The following is a 19,759-nucleotide window of genomic DNA, read 5'->3' as shown; positions in this document are numbered from 1 at the left end:
AACCTATTGTTAAAAAAGAGTGTGTGGAATTTTTTAGAAGACGCTTGCCATGTAGTCCATCACGGCCTGGGCCGTCAGCTGGCGGGGATAGCTGGCGGGGAGGCAGGGCCACATAAACTGCTCGGGCCAGTCCTTGGAGAAGTTCTCGTTCTCCTTCACCAGCACGTAGGTGGCGCCCAGCTCCTTGGCCCACTTGTCCACCACGTCCACGCCGATCTTTTCCGCGTTGACGATGTTGGCGTCGGGCACAATCACGATCTCCTTGGAGTCGGGGATCTTGCCGTTGAGAATGTCGATGGCGGTATCCATGGCGATGATGGACAGTCCGGTGTAGGTGGCCACGCAGCCGCCCACGAGATCGTTGTAGTAGAGCTCGCACATATTCATGTTGTACACGTCGCCGGAGGTGGGGACCGGATCAATGCCCGCGGTCTTGAAGGCCTTGATGATGCTGGCGGCGTGGGACTCGCCGATGACGGCGTCCAGATGCTGGGTGGCGAGAATGGTGCTGACTCTGTCCTGGTTGAGGCCGTCGTTCCACTCGCCCTCATACTCGGCGACCACCTTCACGTCAGGGAAGTAATTGATGCCCTTCAAAGCGCCGTCGTGCATGGCCTGGCCGTTGGAGGTGGACCAGATGCCCTGGTCCATGGCGATCTCGCCCTTGCCGCCGATGGCCTCGCAGATCACCGCGCCCACAAGGCCGAACGCGGCGTCATAGTCCAGGGAGATGGTGTAGCAGCTATCGGTGGTGGCGTTGGAGTCGAAGGTCACGCACACGATTCCCTTGGCAACCGCCTGGTCGATCACGTTGTTCAGTCCGCTGTCGGAGCAGGCGTCGATGAGGAAGGCGTCATAGCCCATCTCCATCAGGGACTCCAGGGAGGCCACCTGCGCCTCCACCGTGTTGTCCGTGTTGTAGACGTCCAGTTGGACGTTCTCATAGTAGGGGTCCGTGGCGGCCATCAGCTCGCAGACCGCGATCATCTCCTGTCTCCAGCCGTTTTCCAGGTAGGAGTTGCTCAGGGCGATCTTGTAGGTCTTCTCCCCGGAGTCCGTGCCGTCGGAGGTGGTGCCGCCGCTGGAGCCGCCGGAGGTGGTGCCGGAATTTGCGTTGCCGCCGCAGGCGGCGAGGCCGATGACCATCACCAGCGTCAGGAACAGGGCGGCGATTCTCTTGCTCTTCATCAGATTTTCCCCTTTCAACAATGCATCAATATTGTAGTAGCTTACGCCGGCAGGGCGGCGGGACAGCCTTGCCCGCCCTGCCGGCGGGCTGCTCTCACTTCAGCTCCAGATGCAGCAGTCTTGCGATATTCCCGCCCATGATCTTGTCCAGGCCCGCCTGGTCAAGGGTGCCGGGATAGTAGGTGTTGATGTTCTGGATGATGGCCATATGGGACTGGATGTCCGTGCAGGGGGAATCGGTGCCGAAAATGATCTTGTCCGCCCCGCAGAAGCGGATGGCTCTCTCCAGCTTGAAGTTATGGGTACTGACCTCGGCGGTATCCAGATAAATGTTCTTGTGGGCCCGGCAGACCTCGATGGCGTCAATCCACAGGTTGTGGCACAGATGGGCCACAATGATGTCCACCTCGGGGAATGCCTCGGCAAGGGCGGCAAACTGGTAGGGGCTGCCGAACGCGTCATGCTCCCCGTGGAACATCACCGGCACATGGTACTCCGCGGCCAGCTTCATCACCGGCTCCATGATCCGCAGGGAGTCCACCCGGTAGCCGTTGACGGTGGGGTGCATTTTGATGCCCTTGAAGCCGCAGTCCCCCACGTACTTTTTGATCTGCTCCACCGACTGCTCCTCCTGCAGCGGGCAGCAGACCACGTAGGGAATCCAGCGGGACTCTTGCTTGCTGAGCTGGTAGGCCTCCTCATTGCCCCGGGGGATATCGTTGAGGATGTCCCAGGTACTGATGCAGGCATACTGAATCCCCAGCTCCGTGTAAATTTCCATCAGCCGCTCCGGCGAAAAGGGATTTTTGATCGTATTCAGCCAGGAGCTCCCGATATGCGCGTGAGAATCAATCATGACGCCCATTCATTCCACACCTTTCCTTTTCAAAGTTCCGTCCTGCCCTTTGTATTGTCCATTGGTATAATTGACCAAATTATACATAATTCGGCAAATCACATGATGAATTATACCAGTGCCCATCTGCAAATGCAAGGAAATCTTTACATCCCCTTAACAATATTGCGCACTATTTTTGTGTGTTTTGACCAATGCAAACGCTGGCATTCCTTGATTTGCGCATCTATCCGGGGTGTGCAGCCGCACCGCCGCAGAGGGCCTCCGCCCCCAAAAAAAGGGCGTTTCCGCCGGCAGGGGGCCGCCCGCCCGGCGTCCCGGACCGTTCCCTTTTGCCGCATCCGTACATAAAGACATTTCCGAGCGGCTGCCCCAGTTCAACCGGGCGCTGTATCTCCAGGTCAAGGAGGTGCTGGATGTCAACAAGGCCCAGCGGCATATCCGGGGGGGCATTGCCACCCGCAAGAAGTACCGCGGCACCTAGCGTGCACGCATGTCTCGTCAGAACACTTGTATCGGAGGAATCAATATGGTGAATCGTTCCTGCGGACGGAACCGGCAGGTCCGGGCCGTCCCCGCGCGGCCCGCGGACCCCGCGCCCCCGGCTGCAGAGCCCCCCGTCCGGCGCTGGCCCCATCCGGTGGACGGCACGGACCCCCTGCAGGCCGCGGACCCGGCGCTGCACTATATCCACTGCGCCCTGTCCTATCAAAATCAGCTGCTGGCGGACATCAAGGCCCTCCTGGAGCAGATGACGGTGCCTGCCGAGGAGGAAAAATAGCGGCGAAGCCGCTATTTTTCCTGCCCGCACGGTTCCAGGCGGTGTTTTCCTCTTGTCTTTTTTTGCGGCGGGTCGTATAATGGGGATTAATATTATGTAAATCTTTCAAACGATACTGCCGCGGCTCCGCCGCGCTGCCGAGGAGCGTTGTTTCTGATGTCCACGAATACCCGCCGCCGCAAGCGGCACAGCCGGAATACCGGCCTTGTGATTCTGCTGCTGGTCCTCTCCGCCGCCGTTTTGCTGGTGGGCGCCCAGCGGCTTTTGCTCCAGCCGCCGGAGGTGGAGACGCCCCCGGCGGAAACCCTCTCCACCCCCAACGGACAGGCTTCGGAGGAGGACGCCGCCGCAGAGGCCCTGCGCTCCCACCAGGAGCGCAAGCCCGGCTTTTACACGATTCTGGTCTCAGGCATCGACGACGGCAACGGCAACACCGACACCAACATCCTGGTGGCGGTGGACACCGAGAATGGCGCCATCTACGGCGTCAGCATTGCCCGGGACTCCAAGGCGGTGTGGGGCGGAAAGTCCCATAAGATCAACGCCGCCTACGGCGCCGGCGGCATGGAGAAGCTGGCGAAGGTCCTCTCCGGCCAGTTGGGCATTCCGGTGGACTTCACGGTACTGGTGAACCTCCAGGGCTTCGTGGCCCTGGTGGACACCATCGGCGGCGTGGATTTCGAGGTGCCCATCGACATGGACTACGAGGACCCCTACCAGGACCTGTACATCCACATTCCCAAGGGGATGCAGCACCTCAGCGGCAAAGAGGCACTGAAGGTGGTCCGCTTCCGGGAGGGCTACGCCACCCAGGACATCGGCCGGATGCAGACCCAGCAGAACTTCCTGAAGGCCGTGGCCAAGCAGGTGCTCCAGATCTCCAACATCCCCAAGATCGACAATTTCGTGAAGATCTTCCAGCAGTATGTGAAGACGGACCTGACTCTGGGGAATCTGGCGTGGCTGGGCAGCGAGGCCATCTCCATGGGGTCCGACAGCATCCAGTTCTCCACCCTGCCCGGCGAGTGGCACAACCCCTACATCTACCTCGACGCGGACGAGGTTTTGACCCTGGTGAACGAACACCTGAACCCCTATGTGGAGGACCGGGTGTCCGCCGACCTGGACATCCCCTCCCGATGATCCTTCCGCCTCCCGCAGAAGAAAGAAGGTACGTATGAAGGCCCGCATTCTGGCTCTGTTCCTCACCGCCGCCCTGCTGATGACGGCGCCCGCCCTGGCCGCGCCGGACAGCGAGGAGAATTTCATCCGCAGCAAGGCCTACGCCGGACAGTTTTCCGACCTGACCACCGCCTCCGCCTTTTACGACAACGTGGCGGCGCTGTACGAATACGGGCTGTCCGTGGGAAAGCCCGACGGCACCTTCGGCCTCCAGGACCCCATGACCGTGGGCCAGGTCCTCATCTTCGCCGGGCGCATCCGCAGCCTGTACCGCACCGGTGACCCGGAGCGGGGCGCCGCCGCCTTTAGCGAAGAGGACGGTGCCCCGGCCCTGCCGTACCTGCGCTACCTCCAGGCGGAGGGCGTCCTGGGGGCGGAGCTGGAGGACAGCCTCTCCGCCCTGGCCACCCGGGCGGAGGTGGCCCACGTGCTGGCCCGGACTTTGCCGGAGGAGGCCCTGCCCCTGGTGAACGACGGCCAGGTGACAGAGGGCTACGCCAGCCGCCGCTTCATTACCGACGTGACGGAGTACACCCCCTACCAGCCGGACATCCTCTTCTTGTACCGCTGCGGCGTCTCCGCGGGAGTGGACGCCGCCGGGACCTTCCAGCCCGACGCCCTCATCACCCGGGGGGCCGCGGCGGCCATGCTGACGCGGCTGGTGGACCCAGCCCTGCGGCTGCAGCTGGAGTGGGTGGCCACCGCCGGCGCCGCCGCCGGCTCCTCCCTGGCCAGCCTGGTGGAGCCGGGGGTCCTGATCCCCTCCCCCGCCACGGAGGCGGAGATGGCGGAGAGCGTCCGCTACATGCTCTCCGCCGGCGACGCCACGCTGACCCTCCACTACCCGGGCATCTCCCCCATCGCCGCCCGGTTCAAGATGCAGGAGGCCCTGGCCATCGTGAAGAGCTACTGTGAGCAGAGCTACAACATCGTCTCCTGCACCTTCCTCCCCGGCGGCAATCTGGAGCTGGCCTTCTCCGCCGCCAGCGCCGGGGACCGCCTGGAGGAGTACCGCACCGCCACCATGGACGCGGCCCTGGCCGTCCACGACCAGCTCTGGGAGAGCGGCCAATTGACGGAGGAGATGACGGAGACGGAGATCGCCCGGGTGTACTACACCTGGATCTGCGACAACTGCGTATACGATTACAGCGCCGGGGACGACTCCCTCAGCCACATTCCCTACAACCTCTTTGCCGCCGGCACCGCCGTCTGCGACGGCTACACCGGCGCTTACAACCTGCTGCTCAAGCTGGAGGGCATCGACTGCACCGCCCTGGCCAACGACAGCCACATCTGGACCGTGGCCACCCTGGATGGCGCCCAAGTCCACATCGACACCACCTGGGGCGACAGCGGCAACACCATCAGCTACACCTACTTCGCCATGACCCCAGAGCAGTCCTGGCGGGAGCACACCTGGTAAACGGCAGAAAACGAGCACCGGCGCCCGCATGGGCGCCGGTGCTTCTCTCTTCATTTATAATACGCCACCAGCAAATCCACCACTGTGCCGTAGGACTGGATGCCCCGCTGGTCGCCGTAGGCCTTCAGCACGGTGTCGTAGACCTTGTTGGTGACCTGCTCCGCCACGTTGTCCCGGAACTGGTCCCAGTAGGCGTTGTTGTCCGCCAGGTCCGCCTTCACCGTCTCCGGCAAAGCCTCCCGGATGGCCCAATAGGCCTCCGGGTCCGCCGCGTACAGCGCGTTGCCCAGGTGGATGAAGCCCATCAGCCAGCCGGAGTAGGCGTAGGCCGCGTCGCCGCTGGTGGTGGAGGCCAGCACCGCCAGGAAGTTGCACTCCTGCTCCGACGCCACGCCCCGCTGGTGGCCCAGCTCGTGGGCCACCGTGGAGGGCAGCAGGCAGGCGGGGCTGTCTATGTTCACGTTGGACTCCCCGGTGTAGGGGCAGTAGACGCCAGTGAAGCCGATGACGCTCATGAGGCGGGAGAAGGCCATGGCCTTCACGCCGGGGTCGTCGAATGTAAGGAAGGGAAACCGGGCCTCCAGGGGGCCGTATATCCCGGTGCTCCGCTCCAGGATCTCCTCCCAGGGCACGGCGAAGAGGCCGTTCTCGTCCCGGGGCACCTCCCCCGCGGTGGCGGAGAGCTGCCGAGTAAAGAATGCCGTCACGTCCTCCAGCTCCTCCAGCGCCACCGGCTGAGCGCGGATGCCGGAGCGGTCCTGGAAGCTGTCCGTCCAGAAGTTGACCCCCCACAAAAGACAGAACCCGGCGTACACCGCCAGCCCCGCGCTCACCGCCCCCAGCGCCGCGCCGTAGGCCCGACGGCCCCGGGCGCCCCGGGCCCGTGCCACCGCCCGGACGCTCCACGCCGCGTAGAGGACCCCGGCCAGCACCGCCAGCACATACAGCACCTCCATCACGGAGACGTCCGTCCGGTAGCACAGCCGGCCCAGGGCCTGCTTGAGGGGGGTGGTGACGGTCTGGGCCAGGGCGTTCATCCACGCCCGGTTCCCCCGCAGGCCGAAGTAGGCCCCCAGGGCCAGCAGGTCCAGCCCCAGCCACAGATGCAGTTTTGGATAGTGCCTAAAGAGATGTTTCATCGGTTCACTCCGCTGCCGCCAGCAGCTGCTTCGTGTAGGCCGCCTGGGGCCGCTCAAAAATGTCCGCCACCGTCCCCTGTTCCACGATGCGGCCGGACCGCATGACCAGCACCCGGTCGCACAGCTGGTACACCACATTCAGATCGTGGGAGATGAAGAGGTAGCTCAAATCCAGCTCCCGGCGCAAATCCTGCAAAAGCCGCAGAATCTGGGCCTGGATGGTCACGTCCAGGGCGCTCACCGGCTCGTCGGCGATGAGGAACCGGGGCCGCTGGATCAGCGCCGCCGCGATGCTGACCCGCTGGCGCTGTCCGCCGGACAGCTCCGCCGGCCTGGCCCGGAGGCACTCCTCCGGCAGCTCCACCCGCTCCAGCATGTCCCGCACCCGGCGGCGGCGCTCCGCCGGGCCGTACTTCCCGTAGATGCGCAGGGGCTCCTCCAGCGTCCACTCCACGGTGTAGGCCGGGTTCAGGGCGCTGTACGGGTCCTGAAAGATCATCTGGGGCCGCTTGGTGTAGTGGACCACCTGCCCGCTCTCCGGCCGCACCATGCCCAAGATGGTCCGGGCCAGGGTGCTCTTTCCGCTGCCGGACTCCCCCACCAGGCCCAGAATCTCCCCGTGGCGCAGGTCGAAGCTGACGTCGTGGAGCACCTCCTGGCGGGCGCCCCGCCGCAGCAGGCCGCCGCCGTGATAGCCGCTGGTGACATGGCTGAGGGAGAGGACCAGCTCCTCGTTCATGGGGCATCCTCCTTCCGGCTGCGGGTGGGGATGGCGGCGATGAGCCGCCGGGTGTAGTCGTGGGCGGGGCGGTGGAAGACCCGGTCCGTCTCCCCCTCCTCCACCAGCACCCCCCGCTGCATCACCGCCACCCGGGCGCAGAGTTTGCGCACCACGCTCAGGTTGTGGGAGATGAACAGCATGGAGACGCCGGACTCCCGGTTCAGCTTTTTCAAAAGCTCCAGGATCTGGGCCTGAATGGTTACGTCCAGGGCGGTGGTGGGCTCGTCCAGCAGCAGCAGCCGGGGCCGGATGACGATGGCCGCGGCGATCATGGCCCGCTGGAGCATCCCGCCGGAGAGCTCGTGGGGGTACTTTTCATAGACCCCCGCCGGGTCCGGCAGCTCCACCGCCGCCAGGGCCTCCAGCGCCAGGCGGCGCCGCTGGGCCCGGTCCAGGTCCGTGTGGATGCGGAGGACCTCCTCCACCTGGGGGCCGATGCGCATCAGAGGGTCCATACAGCTCATGGGCTCCTGAAACACCACGCCGATGGCCCGGCCCTGGACCTGGCGCAGCAGGGCCCGGTCCGCGTGAAGCAGCTCCGTGCCGTCCAGCAGAATCTCCCCGGCGTAGTCGCACTGCCGCCGGGGCAGAAGGCCCGCCACGCTCATGGCGGTGACGGTCTTGCCGGAGCCGGACTCCCCCACCAGGCCCAAAATCTCCCCGTCCCGGATGGAGAGGGACACTCCGGCCACCGCCTCCCGGTCCCGGCTGTGGAATTTCACGTGCAGATTCCGAATCTCCAGCATCATCCAACCCCCCTGTCCCGGCGCTGAAGCCCCTCGCCCAGAAGGCCCACGCTGAACACCAGCAGCACAATGGCGCACCCGGTGCCCACCGCGTACCAGGGGGCCGCGGTGAGCATACTCTGGGCCTCGGAGAGCATGTAGCCCAGAGAGGCGTCCGGCGGGGTCACGCCGATGCCGAGGAAGCTCATGGAGGCCTCCGCCAGCACCGCGTTGTTGAAGCCGATGGTCAGGGCGGGCAGCAGCACCTGGGCGGTGTTGGGCAGGATGTGCACCACCAGAATCCGCCAGGGGGAGGCCCCCATCAGCCGGGCGCTCTTCACATAGTTCACGTCCCGCAGGGAGGCGAAGGCCGTCCGGGTGACCCGGGCGAAGCTGGGAATGAACACCAGGCCCAGGGCCGCCACCACGTTGAACTTCCGCCCCGGCCCCAGGATGGAGATCACCACCAGGGCCAGCAGAATGCTGGGGAAGGCGGTGAGGGCGTCGTTCAGCCGCATCAGCACCTCGTCCACCGCGCCGCCGAAATACCCGGTCAGCGCCCCCACGGCGGTGCCGCACACCGCGCCGATGGCCACGGTGGCCAGGGCGATGGAAAAGGTGGTGCCCGCCCCCTGGAGCACCCGGCTAAAGATGTCCCGGCCGAAGCTGTCCGTTCCCAGCAGGTGGCGCAGGGAGGGGCCCAGCAGCTTTTCGCCGCCGCTCATAGCGGCGGGGTCGTAGGGCGTCCAGAAAAAGCCCAAGAGGATCAGCGCCGCCAGCAGGCCGCTCAGCACCAGGCCCAGCCGGAGATAGCCGTTCATGCGCGTCTTTCTCATCTCCGCCCTCCCAGCCGCAGCCGCGGGTCGATCCGCTGGTTCACCAGGTCCGCCAGGGTGCCCGACAGCACCACCCAGAAGGCCAGAATCACCACGATGGCCTGGACCGTGGGATAGTCCCGGTTGGAGATGGAGGCCACCAGCATCCGCCCCAGGCCGGGGATGGCGAAGACCTGCTCCACCACGATGCTGCCCGCCACAATCTCCGCCATGGTCTGGGCCAGGAAGGTCACCACCGGCACCAGGGCATTTTTCAGCACATGGCGGCGCAGCACCGCCCCCCGGTCGTTGCCCCGGGAGATGGCGGTGCGCACGTAGTCCTTTTGCAACTCCTCCTGGATGGTGCTGCGCAGCATCCGCACCGTCATGGCAATGCGGGGGATGGCGATGGACACGGCGGCGAAGAAGAGGTAGCGCACCGCCCCGGCAAAGTCCGCCGACAGGGAGGCGGGGAACTTCCCGTGGACAAACCACCGCAGCACGGTGCTGAACAGGAAGGAGAGGAGAATCCCCGTGAAAAAGGGGGGCACCGCCATGCACAGCTGGTTCACCGCCGTCCGCAGCCCGTCCAGCTTTCCCCCGGCCCGCCCGGCGGACCGGAGGCCCAGAGGGATGGACGCCGCCACGATCAGCACAAAGCTGATGAGGCTCAGCAGCAGCGTCACCGCCGCCTTGGGGGCGATCAGCTCCCACACCGGCTGGCGGTAGCTGTAGGAGACACCCAAATTCCCGGTGAAAAAGCCCGCCAGCCACTCGCCGTAGCGCACCGGCAGGGGCCGGTCCAGCCCCAGCTCCGCGCGCAGGGCCGCCGCCTTCTCCTCCGTGGCGGTGGTGCCCAGCATGGCGGTGGCGGGGTCGCCGGAGATGCAGTCAAAGGCCACAAACGCCAAAAGGGAGACGATGACCATGGTGAGCAGCAGCATGGCGATGCGCTTTGCCGCGTATTTCATGGTCTTCGCCTCCCTCTCAGGTCAGCGGCGGCTGTGTTGCCGCCGGTCATATCAGGCCGTGTAGCGGATGCCGGACAGGTCCAGCACGTAGATGGGGTAGAAGCGGACGCCCTCCAGCCCCTTGCGCACCGCCACCAGGTCCGCCAGGTCCTGGATGTAGACGTTGGCGGCGTTCTTCGTCAAATCCGCCTCCATCTGCTTGTAGAGGGCGGTCTGCTCCTCGTCGTCGTAGGTGGACAGGGCCTCCTGGAACAGCCGGTCGTAGGCCGGGCTCTTGTAGCTGATGAAGTTGTCCCCCGCCTGGGAGGTGAACCGCTCCAGCAGCGCCCGGGCGGTCATGGCAGAGGCGTCCACGCCCACCACAGTGGACTGGAACTGCCGCCCGATGTACACGTCGGACACCCAGCTCTCCCACTCGATGGGCGCAATGACGGCCCGGACGCCGATGGCCGCCAGCTGCTGCACCAGCACCTCCGCCGTGTCCATGTGGGGCTTGTAGTTGCTGGGCACGGTGATGGTCATGTCGAAGCCGTCGGGGTATCCGGCCTCCGCCAGGAGGGCCTTGGCCCGCTCCGTGTCGATGGTGTAGTAGTCGGTGAGGCTCTCGTCAAAGTACTTGCCGAAGGCGGGGTACATGCTGGAGCCGATGGGGCTGCCGTAGCCGTCGAAGGCCAGGTCCAGAATCTGGCGCTTGTCCACGGCGTAGCACAGCGCCTGGCGCACCCGCACATCGTCGAAGGGCTTCGCCCCGTTGTTCAGATACAGCGCCTGCACCAGATTCATGGTGCCCTCCGCCACGTCGAAATCGTCCCCCAGCTGGGCCACCTGGGCACTGGTGAGGTGGCCGCACAGGTCGATGGCGCCGCTCTGGAGGCTCATCATCAAACTGTCGGCGTTTTCGACAATTTTCAGCGTCACCCGGTCCAGGTACGCCGGGGTGCCCCAGTAGTCGTCAAACCGCTCCAGCACAATGGCGTCCTGGGCGGCGCGGGAGACGAAGCGGAAGGGACCGGTGCCCACGGGGGCGGTGTCCTGCTGCGTGTAGTCCGCCGGTACGACGGCGGTGGTCAGATAGGAGAGAAACTCGTTGCTGGGCTCGGAAATGGTGATGACGACGGTGCCCTCGTCGGGGGCCTCCACCGCCTCAATAACAGAAAACGCCTCCACCTGGACGATTCCCGTCTCGGTGGCGGCGGCACATCGCTGGATGGAATAGACCACGTCCTCTGCCGTCACCGCGTCTCCGTTGTGGAACCGCACCCCCTCCCGCAGGGTGAAGGTGTAGGTCTTGTGGTCCTCGGAAACCGTGTAGCGCTCGGCAAGTGCGGGGGTCAGTTCTCCGTTGGGCGCGGGCTTCATCAGCCCCTCAAACACATTGAACATGACTTCGCGGGTTCCTGCCTTCACGGTTTTGTGAGGGTCAAGACTGTCGTCCAAATCCTGGGCGATGCCCACGGTGATCTCGTTCGCCCGGGGCTCCGCTTCGGCGGTAGAGCCGTCTTCCTGTCCGTCTCCCGCCGCCTGGCCTGCGCTGCCGTCTCCGCATCCGCTGAGTACGGCGCCCAGGAGGCCGAGCAGAAGAAGGAGTGCCATCAGGTGCTTCTTCATGTCGCGTTCTCCTTTTCATCACTGCCGCTTTGGGTCAGTGTTGGACGGGAATTGCCCCGCCCTGACAGAATGGTTCGGCTCTATTCAGTTGTCAGGCCGCCGCGGCGCATGGTCTGCGCGGCGGATAATGAATACAGCCCTGTGGCCCGCGTCGTTATTTTTATAACGAGCAGTGCCTACAGGGCTGTATTGTACACGATTCCCCTGCCGATTGCAAGATTTTTTTCCGGGCGGTCAGTCCCCGTCCTCCGCCGGCGGGGAGGGGGACGTCTCCGGGCCGGACGCGCCGTAGGCCCGGGTGTCCACCGGCAGGTCCCGCTGCCGCAGACGGACCTCCACGAAGAAGTTGGCCGCGCTGTACAGGCAGGCGCACACCGGCACGCCGAAGAACATCCCCGGCAGGCCGAAAAAGCTGCCGCCCACCAGAATGGCGATGATGACCCACAGGCTGGAGAGCCCCGTCTTGCCCCCCAGAATCTTGGGGCCGATCACGTTGCCGTCCAGCTGCTGGAGGGCCAGGACGAAGATCACGAAGTACAGCGCCTTGAGGGGGGAGACCAGCAGAATGAGGAAGGTGCTGGGGATGGCCCCCAGGAAGGGGCCGAAAAAGGGAATCACATTGGTGACGCCCACGATGACGGACACCAGCGGCGTATAGGGAAAGCCCAGGATGCTGCACCCCACAAAGCACAAGATGCCGATGATGAGGGAGTCCAGCAGCTTGCCCCGGACGAAGCCGGAGAAGATGCGGTCCACCTTCCCGGCGCCCCGCAGAATCCAGTAGACGTTTTTGGGAGGGAACAGGCTGTGGACCACCTTCCGGCAGTAGGCGGCGCAGCGCTCCTTGGTGGCCAGGAGGTAGACGGAGACGATGATGCCCACCAGAAGGTCCCCGAAAAAGCCCAGGATGCTGAACAGGCCGCCGGACAGCGCCACCATCAGCGTCTGGGCCTGGATCAGCATGTCCTGCTTGAGCCAGTTGCTGAACCCCTGGTACACGCCCTCCATCTGCCCCGCCATCCACTCCTCCAGCGCCGGGTTGGTCTCCAGCAGGTGCTGCATCCAGCCGCTGATGGTGCGGTAGTAGTTCTCCGCGTTGGCCACCAGCTGCAAAATGCTCTGATACAGCTCCGGCAGCAGCACGGAGGCCAGCAGGTACACCAAAAAGGCAATGACCAGCCAGGTCAGCAGAATGCTCACCCCGCGGACCGCTATGGCGGTGCGGCGGCTGAGGGCGGGAAGCTGTTTCGCCCGGTCGGCCACGGGCCGCCGCTCAAAAAAATTTACCACCGGCGCCAGCAGATACGCGAGAAACGCGCCGTACAGCACCGGCCGGAGGGCCCCGGTGAACTGCCGGCAGAATCGGGGGACGACCCGGCCGCCGAACAGCGTGTCGTAAAACAGCAAAATGGCGCTGACCACCAGGAATACCGTCAGCCCCATTTTCACATACCGGTTCTGCTGCGACACGGCCCCGCCCCCTTTCATTAAAATCATTCTACACGGCCCCCCGGGGAATTGCAATCCTCATTTTCCCGTGCTATACTGTCTTTCACATTCTTTTAACAGGGCTTCTGTTGTAGTCTGCCACGATCGGGAGGTTTCTTTTCATGACGGGCAAAAAGCTGCTGATGATCGTCAATCCCCGGGCGGGGAGGAACAAGTCCCCGGGGCCGCTGTTCGAGGCGGCGGCCCTGTTCTCTCAGGCCGGGTACCTGCTCTCCATCCACAAGACCACCGCCCCCGGCGACGCGGCGGACTACGCCGCCGCGGAGGGAGGGCACTACGACGTGGTGGTGGCCGCCGGCGGGGACGGCACGCTGAACGAGGTGGCCTGCGGCCTGATGCGGCTGGAGAGGCCGCCCCTGCTGGGCTATCTGGCCCAGGGCAGCACCAACGACTTCGCCTCCAGCCTCCACATTCCCGCGGACCCGGCCGCCGCCGCGGCCGCCCTTTTGCGCCGGGATCCCAGCCGCCCCCGGCGCCTGGACGTGGGCTGCTGGAATGACCGCCACTTCATCTACGTGGCCTCCTTCGGCGCCTTCACCCGCAGCTCCTACACCGCCTCCCAGGCCGCCAAAAACGCCCTGGGCCACTTTGCCTATATCCTGGAGGGGATGAAGGACCTGAACTCCCTGCGGCCCTACCGGATCAAGCTCACCGCCGACGGGGAGGTTTTGGACGGGGAGTACCTCTTCGGCGCCGTGTGCAACTCCACCTCCATCGGCGGGCTGATGCGGCTGGAGCCGCAGCGGGTGGTGCTGGACGACGGGAAGTTTGAGATGCTGCTGGTCCCCAGTCCCCAGAATCCCGCGGACCTCCAGAATCTGGTGATGGCCCTGCTGGAGCAGCGGTACGACCGGGAAGGCCTAGTCTTCCGCCACGTCTCCGCCGTCCACCTGGAGACGGAGGAGGACCTGCCCTGGTCCCTGGATGGGGAGTACGCCCCCAGCGTGGCGGCGGTGGACATCGAAAACCGCCGCCAGGCCCTGGCCATGCTGCTGTGATGGAGGCGCTGGAGCGGCTGCGCCGCCGGTACGGCGGCCACGAGCCGGGCCTTCTGGGGGCCCGGAACTGCTACGCCGTCCTCTGCCCCCTGGTGGAGGGGCCGGAGGGCCTGTCCCTGCTGTTCGAGGTCCGGGCAGCGGGGCTGCGGCAGGGGGGCGAGGTGTGCTTCCCCGGCGGGCGGATGGAACCGGGGGAGACGGCGGCGGACTGCGCCCTCCGGGAGACGGAGGAGGAGCTGTCCATCCCCCCCGCTGCCGTGCGCCTGCTGGGGACGCCGGACTTCATCTGCAACCAGCGGGGCTTTTTGCTGCGGCCCGTGCTGGGCCTGGTGTCGGCGGAGGGGCTGGGCCGCATGGCGCCCTCCCCGGCGGAGGTGGCGGAGGCCTTCACCGTGCCCCTCTCCTTCTTTCAGGAGACGCCGCCGGCGGTGTACGGCTACGACCTGGTCCCCCAGGTGCCGCCGGACTTCCCCTACGGCGACGTGGGCATCCCCCGGGACTACCCCTGGGCCCGGGGAAGGACGGAGGTGCCGGTGTGGTATTACCAAGGCCACGCCATCTGGGGCATGACCGCCCGCATCGTCCAGGACCTGGCAAAACCGTAAAAAGCAGCGCGTCCCCGGCTTTCCGGGGACGCGCTCCGCTTTTCATCGTCTCACGGCGGTTCGCCGCCGGAGCGGCGAAGGAATTCCCTGTTCTGCCGCGGCGTGTACGCGGCCAGGCATCCCGGCCTGCCCGTGTAAACCGAGCGCCATCGGCGCACAGCACGCAGCAGACCGCAGCCTCCTCCCCCAAGTGCCGTAGGCACTTGGGGGAGGAGGCTGCGGCACTTTGGGGAAAGTCTGAGCGCGTCCCCGATTCCTCCCGGGACGCGCTCCTTTCATGTCACCAGCAGCGTCACATATCCGCCGTACAGCGCCAGCATGACGATCCCCTGCCAGCGGTAAAACCGGCCCTTCACCAGCGGCGGCACCACCGCCACGCAGCACAGCAGCAGACAGGCGGGCAGGTCCAAAAGCGTGGTCTGGGCGCCGATGGTCAGCCGCCCGCCGGACACGGCGGCGCAGGCCGGCAGAATCATGGTCAGGTCGATGATGTTGGCCCCGATGATATTCCCCACGGACATGGAGGCCTCCCGCCGGAGGATGGCGGTGATGGTGGTCACCAGCTCCGGCAGGGAGGTGCCGATGGCCACCATGGTGACGCCGATGATGCTGGAGGGCACCCCCAGCAGCAGCGCCAGCTCGCTGCCGTGGTCGATCAGCAGCCGGGAGCCCAGGACGATGGCGGTGATGCCCACGGCAAAGGCGGTCAGCTTCCCGGCCAGCAGGCGGCGGGAGACACCGTGACGCCCCCGGGTCTCCCGGCTGGCCGCCATGCCCCGGCGGGCGTCCGCCAGGTTGTTCCCCAGATAGACCACAAACACCGCCAGCAGCAGCAGGCTGGGCGTCACCCGCAGCCCGCCGTTCCAGCACAGCGCCGTCAGCAGCGCCGCGCCGCCCGTCATCAGCACCGCCTTAAGGTTGAAGTGCCGCCGGTCCACCACGGAGGGAATGCACACCACTGACAGCCCCAGGATCAGCCCCAGGTTGGCGGTGACGGACCCCACCGCGTTGCCCACCGCCAGGTCCACCTCCCCCTGGAGCACGCCGGTGAGGGACACCGTCAGCTCCGGCAGGGTGGTGGCCAGGGAGACGATGGTGGCGCCGATGATGAACCGGGGCACCCCGGTGGCCTCCGCAATCCACACGGCGCCGTTCAAGAACCAGTCTCCCCCCTTGACAATCAGCACCAGCCCCACCAGAAACAGCAGCACAGTCAGCCAAATTTCCATGTCCTTCCTGCCTTTCCGCCAAAAAAATCAGCGAGACTTTTTGGCTCCCCAAGCAGCCGGGGTCTCCCCCGGCCCTGCCGTGTGCCATAAAAGTCTCGCTTTTTCAGCGCGTTCCGGACGGCCTGCGCCGCCGTGCTGACGAACCGCGCCGCGCCGCAGGCGGCGCAAGCTACTCCCTTTTATTCCAAGGATATTATATCGGACCTGCCGTCCCTTTGTCAATGGCGATCTGCGCCCGGGGCGGCGGGACGGGCATCCCGGCAGAGGGAGTATATGCGGCCCGTCCTTTCCTTATTCTCCCAAAAACTCCCGGTGGAAGCCGATGTCCTTCTCCAGCACCTCCCGGCCCTCCGCCGTCTGTCCGGCGGGGGCGAAGCCGTACTCCTGGAAAAAGCGGCGGGAAGGGCACCGCTCCGGCAGCGCCACCCGCAAAGCCCCGCCGCCCAGGGGGCGGGTGTGCTGCACCGCCTGGCCGATGAGCTGCACGCCGAAGCCCCGGCCCCGGCGGCCCCGCCGGATGCAGGCCAGGGAGATCCACCCCGGCTCCGGCCCCAACTGCACCACGCCCACCGGCTCCTCCTGCAAATAGCCCACCAGCGTCCGCCGGGTTGCCGCGTCCGCCAGCAGGTGCCCCGGGTCGAAGGGCCGGTCCTCGGCGGCGTCCGCCCAGGCCTCCGCGGCGCAGGCCGCCAAAAAGGCCCCCTGCTCCGCCGGCCGCAGCGGCGCAAACCACAGCCCCGGCTCCAGCGCGGTGGCCCGGCGATGGACCTTCTCCCCCGCCAGAAAGGCCGGGATCTGGAGATGGCGGTTGTCGTCCCGGTACACCACCCGCACCGCGCCGTCCGCCGCCTCCAGCAGGGAGACCGCCGTGTTGTCCCCGTGGGGCGTCTCGCCGGCCTGCTCCAGCGTGAGGCCCTGGAGGGTGGCCAGCAGCACCCGGATGGCGTATCCGTGGGAGAATACCGCCACGGTCTTGCCCTCGTTTTCCGCGATGATCTCCCGGAGGGCGGCGCACATCCGGTCCCGGACCTGGGCGGCGGTCTCCGCCCCCGGCGCGTGCCAGCGGGTGAAGTGATGGCTGAAATTCTCCATCTGCTCCGGATCCCGGCGGCAAATCTCCCCCCAGGTCCGCTGCTCCCAGTCCCCCACGCAGATCTCCCGCAGGTCCCGCCGCCGGTGGAGGGGCAGCCCCCGGGGCTTGCAGACGGCGCCGGCGGTGGCGCAGGTGCGGTAGAGGTCGCTGGCGTATACGGCGTCGATGGACACGCCGGCAAACCGCTCCTCCAGCGCCCGGACCTGGCGCCAGCCCCGGTCGGTGAGGATGCTGTCGTACTGGCCCTGGGCGATGCGGTAGAGGTTGCCCTCCGCCTCCGCGTGGCGGATGAGATAGATGCTGGTCATAGTGCCTCCTGAAAAAAATGATTTTCAAGGAGTAGTATAGCCCTTTGCACACATTTTGGCAAATCGGCTTTCGGTGATTTTTTCGCGAAATCCGGGTCATACTAGCTCCAGCCGGAAAAGGAGTGACTGAAATGAAAAGCTGTGCCGGATTTTGGGTCGGTATGGGCGCCGGATTATTGACCGGTGCCGCAGTGGGAATGATGATGCCCGGCGGCAAGGACCCCATGAAAACGCAGGTTGGGAAGAGCATTCACAAGCTGGGTGTCGCCGTGGACCATGCCGTGGACAACATCGTTTCCGAAATGCGCTGACGCGCGGGGGCGGAGGGCGGAAGCCCCCCGCCCTTTTTTGAAAAAACTTGTATTTTAGGCTTGACTTTCCGCCGCCCTCTGCTATAATAATAACGCTGTCGCTCTGCGGCGGCGGGCCGGCGTCTCCCTTTGGGGGGCCTCCGGCAGTTATGGAGAAGTCGCCTAGTTGGTCGAGGGCGCATGATTGGAAATCATGTAGGCCCCTAAAGGGTCTCGAGGGTTCGAATCCCTCCTTCTCCGCCAAAAAAGAAGGAATTTTGTCATTTGACAAAATTCCTTCTTTTTTGTTCCGCCCCGCACAGCAAACACCTGATTCACTCTTATCCGCTGACGGCTCCAAATTTGCGGCGCACTTGCAATTGCTTCGCTACAAACGGCCCCAGCCAATCCGACTACGTTCGTGAAACCTATCGGACTGACTAAAGCCATTTCTTATTTTATCTTACGGGTAGAATAGTTGTCCAGATGCTCGCCACAGTGTCCGATCACCAGCTTCTTTAGTTTTTCAGAGTAGCCGAAGTGGATACTTTGTTTCTGTTTGGGATAGGTAATATGTGCTTCGATATCAACAATCTCCCCGTTCAAATCTGTTTCAAACTGTTTCATAAGTTTTTTGTCACTTCTGGTCGCAGCACCTTCTCCTCGCTTTGCCTCAATCCCGGTTCTCTCGTGAAAGACTGAAAAGATATCTCCACTACCTGTTTTGTAAAGATCCCGCATTGTATTTGCAAGAGCAAAAAAGTCTTTCCATAACTCCTCCGGTGCTAAAGTACAATCCTTGATTGATCTGAGGGCATCGTTAGTAAAAACAAGTTTGTCTGCAAACATCTGAGCAAAGTATGTGACGACAGCCTCTACCGTTCCAGGCAACAGCGACACATCCAAGCGAGCATCCAAAGCAAGTCGAAGACTGCTGTTTTCTTCAGCTGCCGCTTGCATTTGCTCCACTTGGCTCCTCAGGCTAAAGTTTTTCTGCCGTTCTTCATCGATGCTCTGCTGTAGTTGCTCAAGCTCTGCCTCTGCTCTTAGGTATTTTTCTTCTTCCTGAATCGCCAAATCAAAAGTAGCGGTTTTCTCAGTCTCCATCTGATTCAACTGTTCCTGATGCGTCGCTCGAAGTGCCTCCAGACGTTTGTTCCGATTGTATTCTGCCTTCTTTTTTCGGCACTCGTCCAGGCAGAAAAAGGAGTCATAAAAGTGGACATTCTGGGCGAAAGCCCGCACCAGGAAGGAAACCACTCGCTCCTCTCCATAGGTCTCGATATCTCGTGCACTTAAATAACGGTGCTTCGTTGAATCAAATGTATTTGGTTGATAGACTCGGAGTGCTCCCCCATAGCAGGCGTATGTATCGTTCATATACTGCATTTCTTGAGAAAATTCCGGAGCAGAGGTATAGAAAATTAAGGCATTTCCAAAGAGTTTGTCGGCCAGCGGTGCTGCTTGAATTAGATGGATACTCTCCCCAGTCTCTCTATTTACAATTTGGGGGCTGATAAATACATAGGGAAGCTGCCGATTCGGATCATTGATCTTCGCATACAATTCTGGCCAGTCCCCGGCTTTTAGTTGTTTGGCGTTACCTGTCAAAGTATCCGAGCCGCAAAAGGCACGGATCTCCTTATCCGCAATGATATTTCGGATGAGATTTGGAATACTGGGCTCCGGCGTATCCATATAGGGACCGATAAACCCTGCCCGGTCACTGTAGGAAACGACGCAAGAGAAAACCGCTACATCCCTCGACTCCTGTTCATAGCCGATTTCCGTAACCCATTCCCGGTTGGCACACCCTGGTTGAGGCTGCAAATTTTCAATGACTTGGCAAGCCCAATACTGGCTCTCATTTTCTCTACAGTTGAAATATTCCGATTTGATATAAACACTGTTATCTATAGAAGAAATCTGCCCTCCCCATTTCAGTTGGCTCCAGTCCTGAAGCGTTTTTGTAATAATCAGATGCCGTTTCGCGCACTTCTTGCTCTGCCAACTTTTAATGTGCATGATAATCTTCCATAAAATATCGGTCTCAGCATCCTTTCCAGAAATGGAAAACTTGACTTTATAAAACATGGTTGAATTCAAGCCTGGCATAATTCATTCATCCCCTTTAGTTTCAGCAATCAGCATAGACCACTTTTAAATTTTTGATGAATTTTGTTTAATTTTATCACATTTTATATCCTGGATCAATTGAAACAACGTGATTAATACCATTGATTTCTGAAGGCAGC

18 protein-coding genes, 1 tRNA gene and 1 pseudogene are annotated in these 19,759 nt (G+C 63.4%); 8 read left to right on the top strand and 12 right to left on the bottom strand.

Annotated elements, in window-relative coordinates:
• Window positions 1-33: 33 nt before the first annotated feature.
• Window positions 34-1,188 (bottom strand): substrate-binding domain-containing protein, encoded by a 1,155-nt coding sequence (locus tag QZS21_RS05640; RefSeq protein WP_295581172.1) that lies wholly within the window; start codon window positions 1,186-1,188, stop codon window positions 34-36.
• A gap of 94 nt (window positions 1,189-1,282) precedes the next feature.
• Window positions 1,283-2,044: an amidohydrolase family protein gene (locus tag QZS21_RS05635; protein ID WP_295581170.1), complete on the bottom strand. Its 762-nt coding sequence runs from the start codon at window positions 2,042-2,044 to the stop codon at window positions 1,283-1,285.
• A 337-nt stretch (window positions 2,045-2,381) separates the two neighbouring features.
• On the opposite strand from QZS21_RS05635, the pseudogene QZS21_RS05630 reads away from it, so the two are divergent.
• The 4 genes and pseudogenes from QZS21_RS05630 to QZS21_RS05615 all read left to right on the top strand — a co-directional run.
• A pseudogene (locus tag QZS21_RS05630) lies at window positions 2,382-2,528 on the top strand (sporulation transcriptional regulator SpoIIID); the annotation flags it as partial.
• 45 nt (window positions 2,529-2,573) lie between these two features.
• Window positions 2,574-2,825, top strand: a complete 252-nt coding sequence (locus QZS21_RS05625) for a hypothetical protein (RefSeq protein WP_295581168.1) — start codon at window positions 2,574-2,576, stop codon at window positions 2,823-2,825.
• Window positions 2,826-2,981: 156 nt separating this feature from the next.
• Entirely contained in the window at window positions 2,982-3,968 is a 987-nt protein-coding gene (locus QZS21_RS05620; RefSeq protein ID WP_295581166.1) for an LCP family protein, read from the top strand.
• 34 nt (window positions 3,969-4,002) lie between these two features.
• Window positions 4,003-5,433 carry an S-layer homology domain-containing protein gene (locus QZS21_RS05615; RefSeq protein ID WP_295581164.1) on the top strand — a complete coding sequence of 477 codons (1,431 nt, stop codon included), beginning with the start codon at window positions 4,003-4,005 and terminating at the stop codon, window positions 5,431-5,433.
• Window positions 5,434-5,483: 50 nt separating this feature from the next.
• On the opposite strand, the gene QZS21_RS05610 is transcribed toward QZS21_RS05615, so the two are convergent.
• From QZS21_RS05610 to QZS21_RS05580, 7 genes are all read right to left on the bottom strand, one after another.
• Complete coding sequence (locus tag QZS21_RS05610) at window positions 5,484-6,572, bottom strand: DUF3810 domain-containing protein (RefSeq protein WP_295581162.1); 1,089 nt, start codon at window positions 6,570-6,572, stop codon at window positions 5,484-5,486.
• A gap of 4 nt (window positions 6,573-6,576) precedes the next feature.
• Window positions 6,577-7,311, bottom strand: coding sequence for an ABC transporter ATP-binding protein (locus QZS21_RS05605; RefSeq protein ID WP_295581160.1), 735 nt, complete (start codon window positions 7,309-7,311; stop codon window positions 6,577-6,579).
• Window positions 7,308-8,102, bottom strand: a complete 795-nt coding sequence (locus tag QZS21_RS05600; protein ID WP_308588707.1) for an ABC transporter ATP-binding protein — start codon at window positions 8,100-8,102, stop codon at window positions 7,308-7,310. The genes QZS21_RS05605 and QZS21_RS05600 overlap by 4 nt, the downstream gene beginning before the upstream one ends.
• Window positions 8,099-8,914 carry an ABC transporter permease gene (locus tag QZS21_RS05595; RefSeq protein WP_295581158.1) on the bottom strand — a complete coding sequence of 272 codons (816 nt, stop codon included), beginning with the start codon at window positions 8,912-8,914 and terminating at the stop codon, window positions 8,099-8,101. Before QZS21_RS05595 ends, QZS21_RS05600 begins: the two co-directional genes overlap by 4 nt.
• Window positions 8,911-9,864: an ABC transporter permease gene (locus QZS21_RS05590; protein WP_295581156.1), complete on the bottom strand. Its 954-nt coding sequence runs from the start codon at window positions 9,862-9,864 to the stop codon at window positions 8,911-8,913. Before QZS21_RS05590 ends, QZS21_RS05595 begins: the two co-directional genes overlap by 4 nt.
• A gap of 51 nt (window positions 9,865-9,915) precedes the next feature.
• Window positions 9,916-11,472, bottom strand: a complete 1,557-nt coding sequence (locus QZS21_RS05585; protein WP_295581154.1) for an ABC transporter substrate-binding protein — start codon at window positions 11,470-11,472, stop codon at window positions 9,916-9,918.
• 234 nt (window positions 11,473-11,706) lie between these two features.
• Complete coding sequence (locus QZS21_RS05580) at window positions 11,707-12,942, bottom strand: AI-2E family transporter (protein WP_295581152.1); 1,236 nt, start codon at window positions 12,940-12,942, stop codon at window positions 11,707-11,709.
• A gap of 140 nt (window positions 12,943-13,082) precedes the next feature.
• Between QZS21_RS05580 and QZS21_RS05575 the strand changes: the two genes are divergently transcribed.
• Window positions 13,083-13,979, top strand: coding sequence for a diacylglycerol kinase family protein (locus QZS21_RS05575; protein ID WP_295581151.1), 897 nt, complete (start codon window positions 13,083-13,085; stop codon window positions 13,977-13,979).
• Window positions 13,979-14,584 (top strand): CoA pyrophosphatase, encoded by a 606-nt coding sequence (locus QZS21_RS05570; protein ID WP_295581149.1) that lies wholly within the window; start codon window positions 13,979-13,981, stop codon window positions 14,582-14,584. The genes QZS21_RS05575 and QZS21_RS05570 overlap by 1 nt, the downstream gene beginning before the upstream one ends.
• Before the next feature lie 275 nt (window positions 14,585-14,859).
• Here QZS21_RS05570 and QZS21_RS05565 read toward each other — a convergent pair whose 3' ends face one another.
• Together QZS21_RS05565 and QZS21_RS05560 are read right to left on the bottom strand one after the other, a co-directional pair.
• A complete protein-coding gene (locus QZS21_RS05565; protein WP_295581147.1) occupies window positions 14,860-15,813 on the bottom strand; it encodes a calcium/sodium antiporter in 954 nt (317 codons plus the stop codon).
• A gap of 291 nt (window positions 15,814-16,104) precedes the next feature.
• Window positions 16,105-17,214: a histidine phosphatase family protein gene (locus tag QZS21_RS05560; RefSeq protein WP_295581145.1), complete on the bottom strand. Its 1,110-nt coding sequence runs from the start codon at window positions 17,212-17,214 to the stop codon at window positions 16,105-16,107.
• Window positions 17,215-17,345: 131 nt separating this feature from the next.
• On the opposite strand from QZS21_RS05560, the gene QZS21_RS05555 reads away from it, so the two are divergent.
• Together QZS21_RS05555 and QZS21_RS05550 are read left to right on the top strand one after the other, a co-directional pair.
• Window positions 17,346-17,525: a hypothetical protein gene (locus QZS21_RS05555; protein ID WP_295581143.1), complete on the top strand. Its 180-nt coding sequence runs from the start codon at window positions 17,346-17,348 to the stop codon at window positions 17,523-17,525.
• Window positions 17,526-17,676: 151 nt separating this feature from the next.
• A tRNA-Ser gene (locus QZS21_RS05550) sits at window positions 17,677-17,768 on the top strand.
• Between the two features lie 189 nt (window positions 17,769-17,957).
• Here the strand turns inward: QZS21_RS05550 and QZS21_RS05545 are convergent.
• On the bottom strand, window positions 17,958-19,598 hold the full coding sequence (locus QZS21_RS05545) for a hypothetical protein (protein WP_295581141.1): 1,641 nt from the start codon (window positions 19,596-19,598) through the stop codon (window positions 17,958-17,960).
• Between the last annotated feature and the right edge of the window lie 161 nt (window positions 19,599-19,759).

The organism is uncultured Oscillibacter sp., from assembly GCF_900544955.1.
GTDB lineage: Bacteria > Bacillota > Clostridia > Oscillospirales > Oscillospiraceae > Oscillibacter.
The sequence above is the reverse complement of the archived record's forward strand: the minus strand, read 5'-3'. Positions and strand labels throughout refer to the sequence as shown.